Consider the following 16,761-nt stretch of genomic DNA (forward strand, 5'->3'; position numbering starts at 1 on the left):
TGTTCGGATAGGTCCGATCCTATACCTCTACTGCTTTGGAACTGCCGAGTTCTCAGAAATCCGGGCGGAATCGCACGCCCGACGGCAGTGAAGAGAACCCTGCCCCGAGGAGCGCCGCAGCCAGATTCGTGCCCAGGATGTCTTCGCCGTTGACCTTCTGGAGCGTGATGACCTGCGACCGGGCACGCCGCAACGCCTCAACCAGTGAGACTGCAACGATCGAGGTCAACGCTGACTGCACATCGGCCGCCGATGCGCTGGCAGGCACCGCGCCGCTTGCGGTAGTGAGATGGTGCGCGAGCTCATCGATCCACGAAATGACGGTCCGACCACCCCGCTCCACATACAGTGCCGCGTGACCATCCACTATGACCACGAGGGCGCCAGCCTTCCGGCCCGGTCGTGCTTTCGCGGGCGGGTCTGGCCACGGCAGAACCCCGCCGAAAGGGTTCGCGGGATCAGTCGCCGCGAGCGTCACCGCAGTGTATGCAGGTGTGCCCGTGGCAAAGGTTGCGGACGGGGCAGCGGCGGGTGCATCGTTGTCGCGGACAAATTCACGCAGCCGGTCTACCGTCCCCGACAACGCGAACTGGGCCGCCCCGAGCTTCTCCACGAAATAGCCGCGGCGAACCGTCCCGGTCTCCTCACGCCGCTGGAAAACCTTATACAGCGTCCCGAAACTGGCGCCCTCAACCGAGGCGCCACCCTTCGTGACGACCCCGTAGCGGGCCAACAGCATCTCGGCGCGGGCGGCAGCCAGCAACGTCGGGTCGGTCTCCGGGGCAGGCAGCGCGGCCCATCGTCCCGCGTTCAACCGTTCCGCAGGCGACAACACGGCCGGCTTCGACGCGGATGCCGACCGCAAACCACGCAAACCGGCCCGCCCCACCCTCGTGGTGCGGGTGCGGGCACGCGAACGCGACTGATGCGTCGCCTTACCCTGCGTCAACAGAGAACGCACCGGCAGGAAGGAATCGTTCGTGACCCGGCCGGACCACAATAAATCCCACAAAACCGAACCCACAACGGAGTCTGTGACTGGGGTGGCGCCAGGGTCCGCGCCGTCGGCGGCCAGCGCCTGCGCGATCTGCCCTACATAGAACGCACCGCCGGAACCCAAAACCCTAAGCACGCGCTCATGCAAGGTCGAGTGGGTGGCCACCTCGGGCGGATCGGCCGCGTAGTCGGCGCCGGTTGCGGCCCCCGCTCTGCCTTTTGCATCCGCGCTCTTAGCCACCACTGCATCGGGCATAGCCAGAGGCAGCGAGAGCGCGGCGGTGTCCGTTGTGTGGAACGCGATCCAGCCGTCATCTGAAGCGAGCGCTCCCGCGCCAGAGAACACAACATCGCCCGAAGCGAGGAGCTCCTCGAGCATCGCCGGCGCATAATCCACCACGCGCGCCGGGAACACGTAGGACTCCCACACGCTCGCCGGCAACGGGACCCCGGCAAGCTGCTCAATCACGGTGTAGACGCCGTCCACGCCACGCAACGCATCAGCGCTATGCGACGCTTTAGCGCCGGGCCCAGCACCCGTGCCGACGTCCTGCCAGTCGAGAAGGAATCGCGCGTACGCGTCTTGCGGGGTGGGTTCGACCTCGCTGCGCAGTGCCGCGAGTGTGCGGGCGCGGATGCGGCGCAGAATCTCGATATCGCACCATTCACCTCCGGTGCGTCCGGGCGTGAATTCGCCGGATTCGATGCGGTTGTCCTGCACCAGCCGCCGCAGGGTCTGGAACACGACGGCGTTGGCCAGCCCCAGCGAATGCGCGGCCTGTTCTGTGGTGAAGGGGCCGTGGGTGCGGGCATAACGGAGCACGATGTCTTCGAGTGGCGCTTCGACGGGTTCGAGGAACGCGACCGGGACACCCATGGGTAGCGGGATGCCGAGCGCATCCCGGAGGCGTGCCGCGTCTTCGATCGCGGCGTACACCTCAGCCCCGCGGATCCGAACTTTGAGCGCGCGCCGCTGAACCACGAGCTCATCAGCCCACGCCGCCGCGACCTCAACCGACGCGTGCGGTGCTGCAGTACTCGATGTTGCAACATGCGGTGCGGAAGCCGTGCCGGCATCGCCAGCCCCGCCATCGTCGTCCTGACCATCGGGCGGGTTGAGGCGGGCCGCGAGTTCTTCGGCGTTGAGCGGGCCGAGCACCCGCAACAAATCGGCGGCGCCTTCAAGCCCCCACGCCCGCCGTGAAGGCGCGAGGCGTTGGGCTTCGGCTTCGACGGCGGCGATGATGTCCGCGTCGAGCAGTTCGCGTAGTTCCCCGCGGCCCAGGATTTCGTTGAGTAGCTTGGGGTCCAGGCTGAGCGCGGCCGCGCGCCGTTCCGCGAGCGGGGAGTCGCCTTCGTACAGGAACTGGGCGACGTACCCGAACAGGAGGCTTTGCGCGAACGGTGAGGGTTCGCGGGTCTCAACCTCGGTGATGCGCACCGCGCGGGAAGCGAGCTTCTCGGTCAGCACCCGCAGCGCTGGCATGTCGTAGACGTCTTGGAGGACTTCTCGCACGGTTTCCATGACGATAGGGAACGTCGGATGCTTGGCCGCCACAGCGAGCAGTTGCGCGGCTCGTTGGCGTTGTTGCCATAGCGGTGTGCGGCGGCCTGGGTCGCGGCGGGGAAGCAGGAGGGCGCGGGCGGCGCATTCACGGAAGCGGGCCGCGAAGAGCGCGGATCCGCCGACGCGTTCGGTCACGATGTCTTCGAGTTCGTCGGGCTCGAAGATGAAGATTTCGGCGCCGGGTGGTTCGTCTTCGGCGAGCGGTAGACGCACGACGATGCCGTCGTCGGCCGCCATCGCGGACCCATCGAGTCCGTAACGTTCCTCGATCCGGGCGGAGACCGCGAGCGCCCACGGCGCGTGCACGGCTTTACCCCACGGCGAGTGGAGCACGAGCCGCCAGTCGCCGAGTTCGTCTTTGAACCGCTCGATCACCAGATGCGTATCGCTCGGTACGCGTCCGGTCGCTTGTTCTTGGTCTTTGATGTAGCGGATGAGGTTGGTCGCGGCCCACTCGTCGAGCCCGGTTTCGATGAGTTCAGCGTGGGTTTCGGTTTCGGGCTGGTGCGCGATGCGGGCTTGGAACTCGCCGAGTGCTTGGCCGAGTTCGGCGGGTCGGCTGAGGTCGTCTCCGTGCCAGAACGGTAGCTTGCCGGGTTCTCCGGCGGCTGGGGTGACGAGGACGCGGTCGAACGTGATGTCTTGGATGCGCCACGCGCTGGCGCCGAGTTGGATGACTTCGCCGATGCGGGTTTCGTAGACCATTTCTTCGTCGAGTTCGCCTACGCGTTTGTTGCCGGTTCCGGCTTGGTCGCCGTCGGCGAGGAATACGCCGAAGAGCCCGCGGTCTGGGATGGTTCCTCCGCTGGTGACGGCAAGCCGTTGAGCGCCGGGCCGGGCGGTGATGGTGCCTTCGTCGCGGTCCCAGATGATGCGGGGGCGTAGTTCCGCGAAGTCTGCGGACGGGTATTTGCCGGCGAGGAGGTCGAGTACGGCGATGTAGGCCGAATGCGGTAGCGATGCGTAGGGTGCGCTGCGGCGGACGGTGTCGTACCAGGTTTCGACATCGAGGGTGTCGAGCGCGGCCGCTGCGACGGTGTGTTGTGCGAGGACGTCGAGCGGGTTGGCGGGGATCGCCATGGTTTCGATGAGTCCTTCGCGCATCCGCTGCACGGTGATGGTCGTGGAGACGAGGTCGTTGCGGTGCTTGGGGAAGAAGTGGCCGTGGGATTCGGCGCCGACGTGGTGGCCGGCTCGGCCTACGCGTTGCAGTCCGGCGGAGACGGCGCCGGGGGATTCGATTTGGATGACGAGGTCGACGTCTCCCATGTCGATGCCGAGTTCGAGCGAGCTGGTCGCAACCACGCACGTGAGGGCACCGGTTTTGAGGGATTCTTCGATCGCGGCGCGGCGTTCTTTGGATACGGAGCCGTGGTGGGCCATCACGATGTCCGGCACGGGTGTTTCTGTTCCGGTGCGTTCGTTTTCGTGGCGGGTGTTGAGTTCGTTGAGCGCGGTGGTGAGTTTTTCTGCGAGCCGCCGCGAGTTGACGAACACGATGGTGGAGCGGTGGGCGCGGATGAGGCTGAGGACGCGTTCTTCGATGTGGGGCCAGATGCTGGCGCTCGCGACGTCGGTGGGGAGCCCGGTTTGTGGGGCGGGTGCGGTCGCGAGGTCCGCGAGGTCGGGGACTGGGACGGTCACGCGGAGGTCCCATGTTTTCTCTGATGGCGGGGCGACGATCGTGACCGGCTGGTTTCCGCCGAGGAAGCGCGCGACTTCTTCGTGTGGTTCGACTGTTGCGGAGAGCCCGACGCGTTGCGCGGGTTTAGCCAGGAGGTTGTCGAGGCGTTCGAGCGAGACCGCGAGGTGGGCGCCGCGTTTGGTTGAGGCGAGTGCGTGGACTTCGTCGATGATGACGGTGTCGATGTTACTGAGGGTCTCCCGTGCTTTGGAGGTCAGCATGAGGTAGAGGGATTCCGGCGTGGTGATGAGGATGTCTGGAGGGTTGGAGATGAGTTTGCGGCGTTGGTTGACGGGGGTGTCGCCGGTGCGAATCCCTACCGTGATCTCCGGGTTGGTGTTGGCATCAGGTGTGGCGTTGGCGTCGGCAGCTTGGTTGAGGTGCCGTGCGGTTTGTGTGATGCCGATGAGGGGCGCGCGGAGGTTGCGTTCGACGTCGGTTCCGAGCGCTTTGAGTGGGGAGATGTAGAGGACACGGGTGCGTTTCTTTTTGCTGCGTTTCTTTTTGCTTGGTGTTTGTGTCGCGCGTGGCTGGAGGAGCTGGTCGAGTGACCAGAGGAATGCGGAGAGTGTTTTACCGGAGCCGGTGGGTGCGATGACGAGTGTGTGGTTGCCTTGGGAGATTGAGTCCCAGGCGCCGAGTTGGGCCGTTGTGGGCTGTGGGAAGGCGCCGTTGAACCAGGTGCGGGTGGGTTCTGAGAACCGGCCCAGGATGGTTTCTGCGTTAGGTGTTTGTGGTGCCACTCGTTGTTAGTGTATCCCCCTGCTGGGCCTAGTTATCTTCGGCTGGGTCTAGTTTTTGCTGGTGCTGAGGACATAGATCAGGAGCGCGATCACCACGATGAACGCTATGGCGCTTCCCGCGAGGATGCTCGAGCCGAGGCGTCTGCACTGTTAGTGGAGCGAACTCAGCATCGCGACGCACACGCCCCACGCGATGATGAGGCCGGCGAAGGGTCCTGCGATGAGTCCCCATCCGAATGCTTTGTTTTCCCCTTTGACGACCATGATGATGCCGATGACGGCGAGGATCGTGGGCGGAATGAATAGGACACCGAAGTTGCCTGTTCCGAGAGTCATCGGGGTCAAGAGGACGGTGAAGAGGATCGAGACGAAAGCACCTGCGACCATGAGCCCGCAACCGCCTTCGTCGTTGCCGTCTTCATTGGATCGAGGCGGTTCGTAGCCGCCACTGCTTTGACCCGGCGGGGCGGCCGGCGGTTCCTGCCCCATCCGTTCCAAGGGCTCCCATGCAGGCTTTTTGTCGGGATCGTTGCTCTCGAACTCGTCTTTGCGGTCTTCGCTCATGCCGGCACCCTGTCTTTCAAAGGTACAGAGCCTTTCATAGGTACAGAGCCTTTCGTAGGTACAGGGTCCTTCTTAGCTGCAGGGTCCTTGTCAACCGCAGGCGTGTGCTCTGGCCCAACCGCAGGCGTGTGCTCTGGCGCTGCTTCGGGCGCCAGGCGGGTGTCCCGTGCAGGGAGAACGTCGGTTCCGGCGGCCGGTACCCAGAGTTTGCCGCGTTTGATGAGGTAGGCGATGCGGATCGCGAAGATCGGGATGGTCACGAGCAGGAACATTTGTGGCCGGGTGAGGCCCATCCACGCGACCTCGTTGCCGCGAACGAACTCGACGAAGAACCGGAATACCGCGTACGCGCCGATGTAGAGGGTCAGGGTCTCACCTGGTGCGATGGGCTGGAACCGTAGCCAGAACCACAAGATGCAGAACGCCATCAGGTGGAATGCAGACTCGTATGCGAAGCTCGGGTGCAGACCCACACCCGCTGGGGTGAGGAGATGGGCGCCTTGCTCCTCGGTGAGCACAACACCCCAGTCGCCTCCGGTAGGAGTCCCGGGCCTTTCGGTGAGATAGCAAGCCCACCGACCAAACGCCATCGCGAGCGCCACAGCTGGCGCGAACAAGTCACCGCTACGGGACTTATAGCCGATGATCTTCTTAGCGACGTGCACACCGAGCCACGCCCCAACCAACGCGGACAAGAAGGACGCGTTGCCGTGGAGGAACTGCTCGATGAAAGTCAGGTTTTCGCGCGGGTCGAGGTGCTGCGCCCACGTTCCCAGACGACCAAGGGCAGCGGCCCCCGCGAGCGCTCCCAACACGAGGATGCCGGTGCGCTGATTGAGACGTGAACGGCGGCGCGCTTCGATCCAGAACACGATGGTTCCGAGGAATAACGCGATCGCCACGAACACGGAGTGTGTGTCGAGCTGGACCCCGGGGATGAGTTCGAAACCTAGCAGATCAGATAAGTCTGGGTACATGGTTAGCTCACTATCTTGATCCATGCCATGACCCACAGTGGGGTCAGGGCGGCTGCGAGTACGGCGAGTGTGGTGAGGTAGGCGATCACGCGTTTAGTGTCGCCAAGTTTGCACTTTGATTTCATGAGGCCCGCGCGCCGTGCTTTCGTGTAGCCGCGGATGCCAAGAATCGAGAAGAACAAGAGCGAAATCGGCCCAAAAATGCACGTCAGGAGAGCGACTGTCGCGAAGATACACAACCGCAACGGATCGAAGGGCTGAGTTGTTTCCGGCCGGGCTGCTTCCGGCAACCCGCTCGTGACACGCTGGTTCAGCGCCGGAGTATTCGGCGTCATGAACGTCTGCTCTGTCTCGTGCGCGTTACTGCTCATCGTGCATCCCCATCGTCAGCCCTCACCGTGTACCTTGACCGTGACAGGTAGCCGGTGGCGTCCGCCGCTGTTATGTGCAGGCGTGCTCGAGGTCTTTGGCTTCCCTGTCGCAGTGGAGATGCGGCGCTCGCCGAGCGGAGCCCATGCCTGAACGGCGCAGAACGGCGCACACTGGTGGATCGCGTTGCCGTTCTCGTCTGCGCCTTCGCGCACGGTGGCAACGTGTACGCAACATTGGGTCAGGCGTTCTTCGATCATCGTGTTGATGTCCATGAACGGCTTGATCGTGATGCGTTTGACGCGTTCGCCCATGAACTGGCGTAGACGGTGCTGTTGCCCAGGCAAGGATGACGCGGCGAGCTTGGCGAGCGTTCCGATGCCGAGGTCGCATCCCACACAAATGTCGCGCCACAGCGAACCGATGGACGGATGCGATAGCGAGGACTGCTCAGAGAACAGATCCAACAGGGACTGCTTGACCTGCTTCTTGAGGGTCTTGTTGACGCCGGAGTCCGCGATGCGGTTGGCGAGCATGTCGGGGTTCAAGTCGAGGAACTCTTTAAGCTTCTCGGGTCCCACGAGGCTCGTGAGCGAAGACCACTTTCCGGAGTCGTCTTTGAGCAGGTAACCCAGTGAGCAGCAGTGCGGGTGGGAACAAGGCAGAGCGGTCATATCCCGCCACGTCACAAGCCCATCTGTCTGCTCCTCAAGCCGAGCCAGAACACCCGTGTGGGTCAAACGGTCATTCGGATCAATACCTGCGGAACGGCCGGAACCGAATACCGGCTGGATCGTCACGCCACCCACAAAAGGGGTGTCCAGGGCGCGGCGAATCACGGTACCGATCTCGTGATCGTTGACGCCCAGTGCGGCCGTCATCGTGAGGGTCGTGAAAATCCCGGCCTCAGACAACCGATCCAGCGCCTCGAACTTGATCTTTCGAATATCTCCGCCTCGGTGATGCCGAACGGAGCACTCTTCTTCGCCGTCGTACTGCAAATAGACTTCGAGCCGCTCGCGGTGTTTCGCGAGGAAATCAACGAACTCCTGATCCTGGGCAATGCGCAAGCCGTTGGAGTTCAGCAGGATCCGGACCACTGGGCGCGCAGCCAGCTCTTCGATGAGCTGCTCAAGCCACGGGTATAGCGTCGGCTCCCCGCCGGAGAGCATGAGGACGTCGATGCGGTTCTCTTCGCGGGACAAACGCGTATCAACTGAGGCGAGAACTTCAGCCAGCGGAGCAACAGAGGACTCTGCAGGCGAAGATGAGGCGAAGCACGTAGGGCACTTGAGGTTGCAGTGGTCGGTGATGTCTTCCAGCAGGATGCACGTGTGCTGGGTCTGCATTGTCGGAAGCCCATATTCATAGGCCTCCGGAACCGGCAGGAAGTTGTTCGCCATGTCTGGCGTATGCACCTTGGTTGGGGCCGTCCACTGCTCAAGATAGCTGAGGATCTCAGCAGACTCGTCATACAGGGTGCGCTGCAGACCGTGCTTGCGGCACCCACGCTCGAGCCACACCTGCCCGTCGGGATATTCAGCAAGCCAACCGGTCAACCGTTCAACCTGGGCGAGCGGCCGGTATGGGTCTTCCTCATGGCACACGGGACAGAACGCATTCACGTATCGGTGAATGCGGTATGAACGAAGCGGCATCCCAGGTGCATCAACAGGCATGTTATGAGCCTAGGACATGAAAATGGCGCCGGCCACACTCCAGACAGAATTGTGGATTAAATCCGGCATTTCGGCCGCTGTGTACAGCCGAACACTCACACGTGGTGGTAGCCGCTTCCTGCCATGATCTCTTGCGAGCGGTACACCTGCTCCACCAACATCAACCGCACGAGCTGATGCGGGAACACCAAATCTGACAACGACCACACCAAGTCCGCGCGCCGGTGCACACTCTCATCCACACCGAACGCCCCGCCAATCACCACGACGACTCGTTTGCCCTGATCTATCGGCCCGCGCAGAGCCTTCGCGAGCCGCGGCGAGCTCAGCATCTTTCCGCGCTCATCCAACAACATCACGTAGTCGCCGGTGCCAATCTTCTTCAGAAGGCGAGCTGACTCTTCAGCCCGCGCCGCATCGTCGGCTTTGGAACTGTGCTGCAACAGATCCCACTGAATATCCCACGGCTTACGCAACCGGCGTTCATAACGCTCGATGCCCTCTTCAACCCACGACTCATGCTTACGGCCTACAGCCAGAACCCTGATACTCACACAAACCATCCTGGCATGCGTGTGCAAGACTGAACCACATGAATCACGCCCACACAACGGAAGCGTCCGCGCCAGAGCCGCCCGTGCAAGAACCGGGGAGCCGCCCGCATCTTCGCCGGTTGCGGGGCAGCGATGCCGACGCGGTGCGTTCAGCGTTCGCTTCGTGCCCGGAGATGGTGCGCCAAGGCAACGTGACTGACGCCGACTCGGCCGCCCGCTATGTCGCGGCCCTCGTCAACGATGACGACTGCGCCGACGCAGCAGGTGTGGACCAGACCGGCGACGACGCCGCTGACTCCACTGCAGATGCGTGCGATGACAAGGATGCGTTCGCTGTCGTGGACGAAAACGACAGGCTGTGGGGGCTCGTCTGTATCAACCGCGATGCGGCGAATAGAGTTGGCTGGTTCTGGTACTGGATGCACGCTGCCACGCGGAAGCGGGGCTGGACGTCGCAAGCGGCGGCGACGGTTGCAAACTGGGCTCTTCGCGATGGCGGCTATGAACGGCTCGAGCTGGGGTATCGCGCCAACAACCCTGGCTCAGCGTGCGTCGCGGCCGCGGCAGGTTTCGTGCCGGAGGGCATCGAACGGAGGAAGTTCCTCGTTAAAGGTGAACGTATCGATGTTCATGTGAGTGGCAGGTTGCTCACGGACCCAACCCCGCAGACGCCGGAACTCGAGATCGTATGGTGACTAACCGCGCCCAACCCCAACATCAACCCACCACCTCGAATCGCCGCGGCGTGTGGGGTCCAGTTTCTGGACGCACCGCGCCGCACGTGGCGCCACGCCCCGGCCTGAACATGTCGGTTTTGCTCGTGTGCGCCGTCGCAGCGCTCACCGGCGCCGTCGTACTCCTTTCTTATGTAGGCATCAACGCAACAGGCCTGCCTGTCGACCGCAACGTCCTGGACGCCGCCGTCGACGCCCGCACGGAAGCCATGGACCGCATCGTCCCGCCGTTCACCATGGTTGGCAGCACGCCGGTTTTCACGCCCATCATGGTTGTGATCGCGGCGGTCATCGCTCTAGCTAAGCGCACGATGTGGCCGGTCGTGATGCTGGCTGTCACGGCAACGCTGTCGGTCGGCACAACGGTGATCGTGAAGAACACGTTCAACCGCGAGCGTCCGCCGCTTGAAACACAGCTCCAACCGCATGAGTTTTCCGGTTCGATCCCATCCGGGCACACGCTGAATGCTGTCGCGTTGGTGAGCGTTAGCGTCGCGATGATCCTGCGGTGGGCCGCACGCTCATGGGTGCGGTGGCTCACCGTTGTGTTGGCGGTCGCATATATGGTCGCTATGGCGCTGTCCCGCGTCTACATGGGTGTGCACTGGGCCTCGGATGTCGCGTGCGGCGCGCTTTTGGGCACGGCGATCGCGTGCTTGGTTATAGCGTTCGATGTGTGGGCTAGGTCGCGGGGGAGCGCGCGGCAGCAGAGTCGCTCAGTGGCCAGGGCCACTCACTAGGCAGCGCCAATCACTAGACAGGCCGCCTCACTAGCCGGAGCTTAAAACCAAGAGGGTTCCAGAACTTTTGTTCTGGAACCCTCTTGTTCGTGGCGGTAGCGGTGGGATTTGAACCCACGGTGCAGGTTCGCTGCACACAACATTTCGAGTGTTGCACCTTCGGCCGCTCGGACACGCTACCAACTCCGGACACTCTATGCCATAGGCGGGGTTGATTCCAAACCGGAGCGGTGGTTGCGGGCATCACGTGGAGGCTTCATTGCGCATCGTGGCAAAGAAACCCTGGAGGATCTTTTGGCATTCATCGGCGCGTACCCCGGCGAAAACTTCGGCCCGATGATTGAGCCGCGGCTCCCGCAGGATGTCCATGATGGAGCCGGTTGCGCCCGCTTTCTCGTCCCACGCGCCAAAAATAACTCGCGGGATGCGAGCAAGCACGATAGCCCCGGCGCACATCGCGCATGGTTCGAGCGTGACCACAAGTGTGCAGTCCGTTAGCCGCCAGCCGTCGCCCGCCTCGGCATCATCCGCGAGAACGCGCGCGGCCTCGCGGATCGCTACAACCTCGGCGTGGCCGGTCGGGTCGCCGTCGCGTTCACGGATGTTGTGGCCGCGTGCCACGATCCTCCCGTCCGGCCCCACGATGACCGCGCCGATGGGAATGTCGCCGTGAAGGGCGGCCGCGCGTGCTTCTTCGAGCGCGGCGTCCATCCATTCGTTGGCGCCTGAAGGTGGTTTGATCGGCATGTCCATAACGGTAAACCATGATTCTTCGCACCATGTAGTCGGTTGAGGCCCCGACGCGGATGCGTGGGCGGTATTCTGTTTCTATGCGCGTACATGTTGTTGAGCATCCCCTCGTGGCCCACAAGATTTCGGTTTTGCGTGACAAGACGACCCCCTCGCCGGTATTCCGCCAGTTGACTGAGGAACTTGTGACCCTACTTTCTTATGAAGCCACACGTGACATCCGTACCCGTGAAGTCACGGTTGAGACGCCTGTCGCGACGACCAAGGGCGTTGCTTTCGCTAAGCCAACCCCGCTCGTCGTGCCTATTCTTCGCGCTGGCCTGGGCATGCTTGAAGGCATGATGCGCCTGCTACCTACCGCTGAGGTGGGCTTCTTGGGCATGGCGCGCAATGAGGAGACCCTCGACATCATCACGTATGCGGAGCGGCTCCCGGAGGACCTATCGAACCGTCAGGTTTTTGTGATCGACCCGATGCTTGCAACGGGTGGAACGTTGGTTGAATCGATCGGCTATCTCTTCGATCACGGCGCGGATCAGGTGACCTGCATTTGCTTGATCGCGGCTCCGGAAGGTGTTGAGCGCCTGCGCAAGGCCTATGGCGATGACGAGCGCGTGAACCTGTATGTCGCCGCTTTGGACGAGTGCTTGGATGAGAACGCCTACATCGTCCCGGGCTTGGGTGATGCGGGCGACCGCTTGTACGGCCTCGCTGAGTAATTCGCAGCGCTAGACATCAGCGCGGTGGCGTGCTGGCGCTGTTTCTTTTGGAGGGCTGTACGGTAGCCGGATCGTGAAGACCGTGTTGCCCGGCTCGGATTGGGCGCTGATGGTTCCGTGGTGGGCTTCGACGATCGCTTTGGCGATCGCGAGCCCGAGTCCACTTGTTGAGGACGAGCCCGAGCGTGCCTTGTCGGCGCGGGCCAGCCTGTCGAAAATCTTTGGCAGGAACTCTGGATCGATGCCTTCCCCGGTGTCATGGACTCGGAGCACGACGTCGTAGCCGCTGTGGCGTGAACGTGCCCGTTCTTCTGCATGTAGCTGCGTGGTGGTTGCGTTGCGGGGTGAGGATGGGGTGCTCGGCGCTGGAACGCTGGTCGCTTCGGACGGTTCGATGCCGACCGTGATGTTGACTTGGGTTCCGCGGCTCGTGTGTTTCGCTGCGTTGGACGCGAGGTTGGAAAGGACACGGCTGAGCTGTGTCGCGTCTCCTTCAACGTAGGCGGGCGCGCCTTCAGTGAAGGCGTCGAACTCCCACGTGTGGTCGGAGAACGCGGCTTGGGAGTCAAGGTAAGCGTTGGCGGCGAGCTGAACCATGTCGATGGTTTCCATTGCGCAGGCGGTGCTGCCTTCGTTGAGTCGGTTCAGCAGCAGGAGTTGCTCGACCAACTCGGTCATGTTTTCTGTCTGCTCGATGAGCCTTTCGAGCGAGCGTTCTCCGTCGGGGGATAGCTGGTCGGTGACGTGGATAAGTTGTGCGTAGCCGCGGATTGCCGCGAGTGGTGTGCGTAGTTCGTGGGAGGCATCGGCTACGAAGCGCCGCATTTTCGTTTCGGATGCGGTACGGGTTTCGAGCGCGCCACCAACGTTGTCGAGCAGACGGTTGAGGCTCCGCCGAGGCGACCGAATTCGGTTGATTTGCCCGCGAGGTCGCGGTCCACTCGTTGGTCGACGTGCACGTCTGACTCTGAGAGCGGCAAGGTCGCGATCGAGTCGGCGACGTCGACGACGTGTTCTAGCGGTCTCATCGTGGACCGCACGACCAGGGTTCCGATCGCACCGACGAGCACGATACCGATGGTCGAGACGATCAGCATCGTGAGGTCGAGTGTCCTGAGCGTCGCGTAGGTGCGTTCGGTTGGGAGGCCCGCGACCATCACTGTTGATGCGGGGAGCTCGGAAGAGCTGACCGGTTGAATTCGGAGGCGGTAATCGCCTGCGTCGAGGCTGATAGTGATACCCGCGGAGGTCTCTGTTGGGTCGACTTTCGCGACTTCGGAAAGAATCGTGTTGCGGTCGGTGTCCGAGAGCTTGGTGGGCATGCCTGTGACGGGGTCGGAGAGCTCTGGTCCGGCACGAAATTGACCATCCGCGACGAGGGCAGCGAGGGTTCCGACGGGCTGGCCGCTGACGTCGGTGACAGGCATGTGGTCGCTAGCGGACGTCGCGCGGTCGATGGTCGCGGTGAGGCTGGAATCCAGTTGTCCCCACAGTCGGGCAGCCATGAGGGCGTGCGTGAACCCGCCGATGATCATGGATCCAGCGGCGAGCATTAGGGTCAGCAAGACCACCAAGCGTACGCGCAGTGACATGCGCGCATTCTTGTGAGCTGTGTGGCGCTTGCTGAGACGCACGTGTTAATCACGCTCCGGGCTTGAGGACATATCCAGCTCCACGAACCGTGTGAATCATAGGTGAGCGGCCTGTATCGATCTTTTTACGCAGGTAAGAGATGTAGAGCTCAACGATGTTGGCTTGCCCATCGAAGCCGTAGTTCCACACAGACTCCAGGATCTGTGGTTTGGATACTACACGACGCGCGTTCTCCATTAGGTACTTCAATAGATCGAATTCGGTTGCTGTGAGCTGGATCTCTACGCCGTCGCGGTGGACTTCGTGCGAGGCGGTGTTGAGGCTGAGGTCTCCGACGACGATTTCAGTTTCGTCGGCGCTTGCCGCTCCGGAGCGTTGCACGAGGCGGTGGAGGCGGAGGAGGAGCTCTTCTAGGTTGAAAGGCTTGGTGACGTAGTCGTCGCCACCTACCGCGAGGCCTTCGATGCGTTCGTTGGCGGAGTCTTTTGCGGTCAGGAAGAGCGCTGGAAGCTCTGGTTTGAATCCGCGGATTCGCTTGAGGACTTCGGGGCCTTCGATTCCGGGCAGCATCCAGTCGAGGACGACGATGTCTGGGTTGATTTCGCGAGTGAGCTGAACGGCTTCGAGGCCGTCGTGGCAGACGGTCGCTTCCCAGCCAAGCATGCGTACGCCCATTGCTACAAGGTCGGCAAGGGTTGGCTCGTCTCTACGACGAGGGTGCGGATTGGGGAACCGTCTGGGTGTTCAAGACGCGGGAGTTCTTGAGGAGAGAAACGAGAAGTGCTCATATAACTACTTTTCCTGAGAGACGTGAGGCAACTCTATGTGCTAACTGTGTATTGGCTGTGGTGAATCGCTACATGAGTGAGGGCGGATTGTCAAGAGTTGATCGAAAGTATATGCAATACATTGAATCAATATTCATTCGATAGCCAATAGATCTGTGCGCGGCTGCACTGGGTGACTAGCGTCAGCCATCCCTTGAGGTCCGCTAGATATGCAAAAAGTCTTTGATAATTCGCATCTGTAGTTCAAGGTGTCTAATAAAGTGACCTTGGTCACATAAATGGGCGCAAATCTCGGATAGTGAGACGAATGAATAAATTTTGCTTGCGGTATTGGAATATTGAGAGCAATATCTTGTCATACAAGGAAATGAGTCGAAACTTATAACGTTTCAGGATTTCGGACCTTTGTGAAAGTCGCCGTGTTATACGGCGTCATCTTCGCTCAGGCGCGTTCGTAAGCGTTAGGGCTTCGGCCGGCAGAACCCTGGGGGCAGCCCGTGCGCCGGGGTTACGTCTAAGGAGCAGGTATGTCCACCAATGCCGGATACGTCCACATCTCTGTCCGCGCCGCACAGAAGCGCGCAGCAGCAGCTCGCCGAGCCGCTGAACTAGGTCGTGCAGGGTGGGGGAACCTTGCGCCAGTGCCACAGGGGCGTCACGGCATTCATCCGATGTCGGGGCATCTTGGGCAGGAACAGGCCGCTCCTGAAGCCGGCTCTGAGCCGACGGCTCGCGGCTTCGTTGTTTACGTGGGTTTGGATGAGGAAACCGCGGCGGCCGCAGGCACTTCGCTCTCGCGCTTGTCTTCGCAGGTGACCACGTTCCTGCAGACCCTCGTCCCGGATGCGCAGACGCACGCAGCAGTCGCGCTCGCACCAGCAAACGCTGGCGGAAACAACATCGACGTTGTGCGTCAGGCCCTCGGTGACCCAACCGTTGCAGGTAACGCACAGGCTCGCCCTGTACCAGCTGTCGCTGATCCGGCTCGCCACACCGTTGGCGTGCTGATTGACCTTTCCCGCCGCGAAGTGCAGCTCGATGGCGAGATTCTGAACCTGACCCACAAGGAATTCGAGCTGCTTAACTACCTCGTTGAGAACGGATCCCGCACCGTGGGCCGCGAAGAACTGCTTGAGAGCCTGTGGCGCGGCGCTGACGAAATTCCGAACGAGCGCACCATCGACGTTCACATCCGTCGCCTCCGTGCAAAGCTCGGCCGTCTCTCCAATACGGTTCGCACTGTCCGCGGCCAGGGCTACCGCTTCTACGATCACCCAGAGGTGACCGTCTGGGCGGTTCCGGAATACTCGATCTAGTCGAGAACTAAATAACGTACGCAGTGGGGCGGAGCTTGATGCTTCGCCCCACTCGCATTTAATGGTGGTGAGTCAGCATGGTGTTGAGCCAGTGGTGTTTCGATGCGAAGTGAGGATGACGATGGCGCTAAAGACTTTGTTGATCATGCGGCACGGTAAAGCTGAAGCTCCGTGGGGTCAGGAGGACCGGATGCGTCAGCTCACCGAGTTCGGCCGTGAGCAGGCGCGCCGTGCGGGGGAGTATGTGCAGGCTGAGGGGCTTATGCCCGATGCTGCGCTGGTGTCCGATGCGGTGCGTACGCGTGCAACGTACGCGATGTTTTCGTCGGCCCTCGGCGAGGACGCCCCGAGCGCATATCTGGATCCGTCCTTGTACCTCACTAATGCGGCGGGGTTGATCGCTGCAATCAATCATGTCCCCGAGACTGTCTCGCGCCTGATCGTGGTGGGGCATATGCCTTCTGTGCAGGATGCGGCGATGCGGTTGGCGTCTATTGATTCGGATGAGCGTGCCGTGATGGACATGGCGGATCACTATCCACCCGCATCGTTGTGTGTGTTCCGCTTTGACGGCGTGTGGGCTGAACTTGATGGGCGCGATGCGACCCTTGAGCAATTCGTGACGTTCAGGTAGGGCTCGCGGGAGCCGCACTTAGAGCCGCGCATAAAGTATGGTCGCGGTTAAAAGAAAAACTCCGGAAAGCGATGCTTTCCGGAGTTTTGATTTGCGCGCCCTAAGGGATTCGAACCCCTGACCTTCTGTTCCGTAGACAGACGCTCTATCCAGCTGAGCTAAGGGCGCATTCAATTTTTCACCTGATGTTCACCTGTTCGGTTCTCATCGATGGCGACCTGCACAACAATACAGACACTTGGATGGATGCGCAAATCGGATGGAGGCCAACACACAAAAGATATACCGGTCTATTTGATGTGTGCTACCTCTATAAGCGAAAGAAACCGCGAAAAATCAACGAACTTCCCACTT

14 protein-coding genes, 2 tRNA genes and 1 pseudogene are annotated in these 16,761 nt (G+C 61.7%); 5 read left to right on the top strand and 12 right to left on the bottom strand.

What is annotated here, in order from left to right:
- Positions 1-52 precede the first annotated feature (52 nt).
- The 6 genes from CAY35_RS05885 to CAY35_RS05910 form a co-directional block, all read right to left on the bottom strand.
- Positions 53-4,990, bottom strand: a complete 4,938-nt coding sequence (locus tag CAY35_RS05885) for an Lhr family ATP-dependent helicase (RefSeq protein WP_181377508.1) — start codon at positions 4,988-4,990, stop codon at positions 53-55.
- Positions 4,991-5,140: 150 nt separating this feature from the next.
- Positions 5,141-5,554: a hypothetical protein gene (locus CAY35_RS05890; RefSeq protein WP_109303745.1), complete on the bottom strand. Its 414-nt coding sequence runs from the start codon at positions 5,552-5,554 to the stop codon at positions 5,141-5,143.
- Positions 5,551-6,555, bottom strand: coding sequence for a prolipoprotein diacylglyceryl transferase (locus CAY35_RS05895; RefSeq protein WP_258265657.1), 1,005 nt, complete (start codon positions 6,553-6,555; stop codon positions 5,551-5,553). Before CAY35_RS05895 ends, CAY35_RS05890 begins: the two co-directional genes overlap by 4 nt.
- On the bottom strand, positions 6,534-6,902 hold the full coding sequence (locus tag CAY35_RS05900) for a hypothetical protein (RefSeq protein WP_258265658.1): 369 nt from the start codon (positions 6,900-6,902) through the stop codon (positions 6,534-6,536). Before CAY35_RS05900 ends, CAY35_RS05895 begins: the two co-directional genes overlap by 22 nt.
- 15 nt (positions 6,903-6,917) lie before the next feature.
- A complete protein-coding gene (locus CAY35_RS05905; protein WP_258265659.1) occupies positions 6,918-8,579 on the bottom strand; it encodes a radical SAM protein in 1,662 nt (553 codons plus the stop codon).
- Positions 8,580-8,674: 95 nt separating this feature from the next.
- Positions 8,675-9,133 carry a 23S rRNA (pseudouridine(1915)-N(3))-methyltransferase RlmH gene (locus CAY35_RS05910; protein WP_181377509.1) on the bottom strand — a complete coding sequence of 153 codons (459 nt, stop codon included), beginning with the start codon at positions 9,131-9,133 and terminating at the stop codon, positions 8,675-8,677.
- Positions 9,134-9,171: 38 nt separating this feature from the next.
- Between CAY35_RS05910 and CAY35_RS05915 the strand changes: the two genes are divergently transcribed.
- Positions 9,172-9,828 carry a GNAT family N-acetyltransferase gene (locus tag CAY35_RS05915; protein WP_109303749.1) on the top strand — a complete coding sequence of 219 codons (657 nt, stop codon included), beginning with the start codon at positions 9,172-9,174 and terminating at the stop codon, positions 9,826-9,828.
- A gap of 50 nt (positions 9,829-9,878) precedes the next feature.
- Entirely contained in the window at positions 9,879-10,607 is a 729-nt protein-coding gene (locus CAY35_RS05920; RefSeq protein ID WP_181377510.1) for a phosphatase PAP2 family protein, read from the top strand.
- A 90-nt stretch (positions 10,608-10,697) separates the two neighbouring features.
- Here the strand turns inward: CAY35_RS05920 and CAY35_RS05925 are convergent.
- Positions 10,698-10,788: transfer RNA gene (locus CAY35_RS05925), tRNA-Ser, on the bottom strand.
- A 62-nt stretch (positions 10,789-10,850) separates the two neighbouring features.
- The gene (gene tadA / locus CAY35_RS05930; RefSeq protein ID WP_109303786.1) at positions 10,851-11,354 is read right to left on the bottom strand and encodes a tRNA adenosine(34) deaminase TadA; all 504 of its coding nucleotides are present in this window, start codon (positions 11,352-11,354) and stop codon (positions 10,851-10,853) included.
- 83 nt (positions 11,355-11,437) lie between these two features.
- On the opposite strand from tadA, the gene upp reads away from it, so the two are divergent.
- Entirely contained in the window at positions 11,438-12,076 is a 639-nt protein-coding gene (gene upp / locus CAY35_RS05935) for a uracil phosphoribosyltransferase (RefSeq protein WP_101629962.1), read from the top strand.
- A gap of 9 nt (positions 12,077-12,085) precedes the next feature.
- Here upp and CAY35_RS05940 read toward each other — a convergent pair whose 3' ends face one another.
- The 3 genes and pseudogenes from CAY35_RS05940 to CAY35_RS05950 form a co-directional block, all read right to left on the bottom strand.
- Positions 12,086-12,901, bottom strand: a complete 816-nt coding sequence (locus tag CAY35_RS05940; protein ID WP_146191927.1) for a sensor histidine kinase — start codon at positions 12,899-12,901, stop codon at positions 12,086-12,088.
- Positions 12,886-13,668: a HAMP domain-containing protein gene (locus CAY35_RS05945; protein WP_109303751.1), complete on the bottom strand. Its 783-nt coding sequence runs from the start codon at positions 13,666-13,668 to the stop codon at positions 12,886-12,888. Before CAY35_RS05945 ends, CAY35_RS05940 begins: the two co-directional genes overlap by 16 nt.
- Before the next feature lie 49 nt (positions 13,669-13,717).
- Positions 13,718-14,457, bottom strand: a pseudogene (locus CAY35_RS05950) (response regulator transcription factor).
- A gap of 527 nt (positions 14,458-14,984) precedes the next feature.
- On the opposite strand from CAY35_RS05950, the gene CAY35_RS05955 reads away from it, so the two are divergent.
- Together CAY35_RS05955 and CAY35_RS05960 are read left to right on the top strand one after the other, a co-directional pair.
- Positions 14,985-15,773 (top strand): winged helix-turn-helix domain-containing protein, encoded by a 789-nt coding sequence (locus CAY35_RS05955; protein WP_109303752.1) that lies wholly within the window; start codon positions 14,985-14,987, stop codon positions 15,771-15,773.
- A gap of 121 nt (positions 15,774-15,894) precedes the next feature.
- Positions 15,895-16,407 carry a SixA phosphatase family protein gene (locus tag CAY35_RS05960; RefSeq protein WP_258265660.1) on the top strand — a complete coding sequence of 171 codons (513 nt, stop codon included), beginning with the start codon at positions 15,895-15,897 and terminating at the stop codon, positions 16,405-16,407.
- Between the two features lie 94 nt (positions 16,408-16,501).
- Here CAY35_RS05960 and CAY35_RS05965 read toward each other — a convergent pair.
- Positions 16,502-16,575, bottom strand: a tRNA-Arg gene (locus tag CAY35_RS05965).
- Positions 16,576-16,761: the final 186 nt, after the last annotated feature.

The organism is Pseudoglutamicibacter cumminsii, from assembly GCF_003143995.1.
In the GTDB taxonomy this organism is placed as follows: domain Bacteria; phylum Actinomycetota; class Actinomycetes; order Actinomycetales; family Micrococcaceae; genus Pseudoglutamicibacter; species Pseudoglutamicibacter cumminsii_B.

Coding starts and splice junctions, on each gene's coding strand:
- CAY35_RS05890 (WP_109303745.1), bottom strand. CDS start 5,554: ATGAGCGAAGACCGCAAAGACGAGTTCGAGAGCAACGATCCCGACAAA.
- CAY35_RS05895 (WP_258265657.1), bottom strand. CDS start 6,555: ATGGATCAAGATAGTGAGCTAACCATGTACCCAGACTTATCTGATCTG.
- CAY35_RS05900 (WP_258265658.1), bottom strand. CDS start 6,902: ATGAGCAGTAACGCGCACGAGACAGAGCAGACGTTCATGACGCCGAAT.
- CAY35_RS05905 (WP_258265659.1), bottom strand. CDS start 8,579: ATGCCTGTTGATGCACCTGGGATGCCGCTTCGTTCATACCGCATTCAC.
- CAY35_RS05915 (WP_109303749.1), top strand. CDS start 9,172: ATGAATCACGCCCACACAACGGAAGCGTCCGCGCCAGAGCCGCCCGTG.
- tadA (WP_109303786.1), bottom strand. CDS start 11,354: ATGCCGATCAAACCACCTTCAGGCGCCAACGAATGGATGGACGCCGCG.
- upp (WP_101629962.1), top strand. CDS start 11,438: ATGCGCGTACATGTTGTTGAGCATCCCCTCGTGGCCCACAAGATTTCG.
- CAY35_RS05940 (WP_146191927.1), bottom strand. CDS start 12,901: ATGCGGCGCTTCGTAGCCGATGCCTCCCACGAACTACGCACACCACTC.
- CAY35_RS05945 (WP_109303751.1), bottom strand. CDS start 13,668: ATGTCACTGCGCGTACGCTTGGTGGTCTTGCTGACCCTAATGCTCGCC.
- CAY35_RS05955 (WP_109303752.1), top strand. CDS start 14,985: ATGTCCACCAATGCCGGATACGTCCACATCTCTGTCCGCGCCGCACAG.
- CAY35_RS05960 (WP_258265660.1), top strand. CDS start 15,895: ATGGCGCTAAAGACTTTGTTGATCATGCGGCACGGTAAAGCTGAAGCT.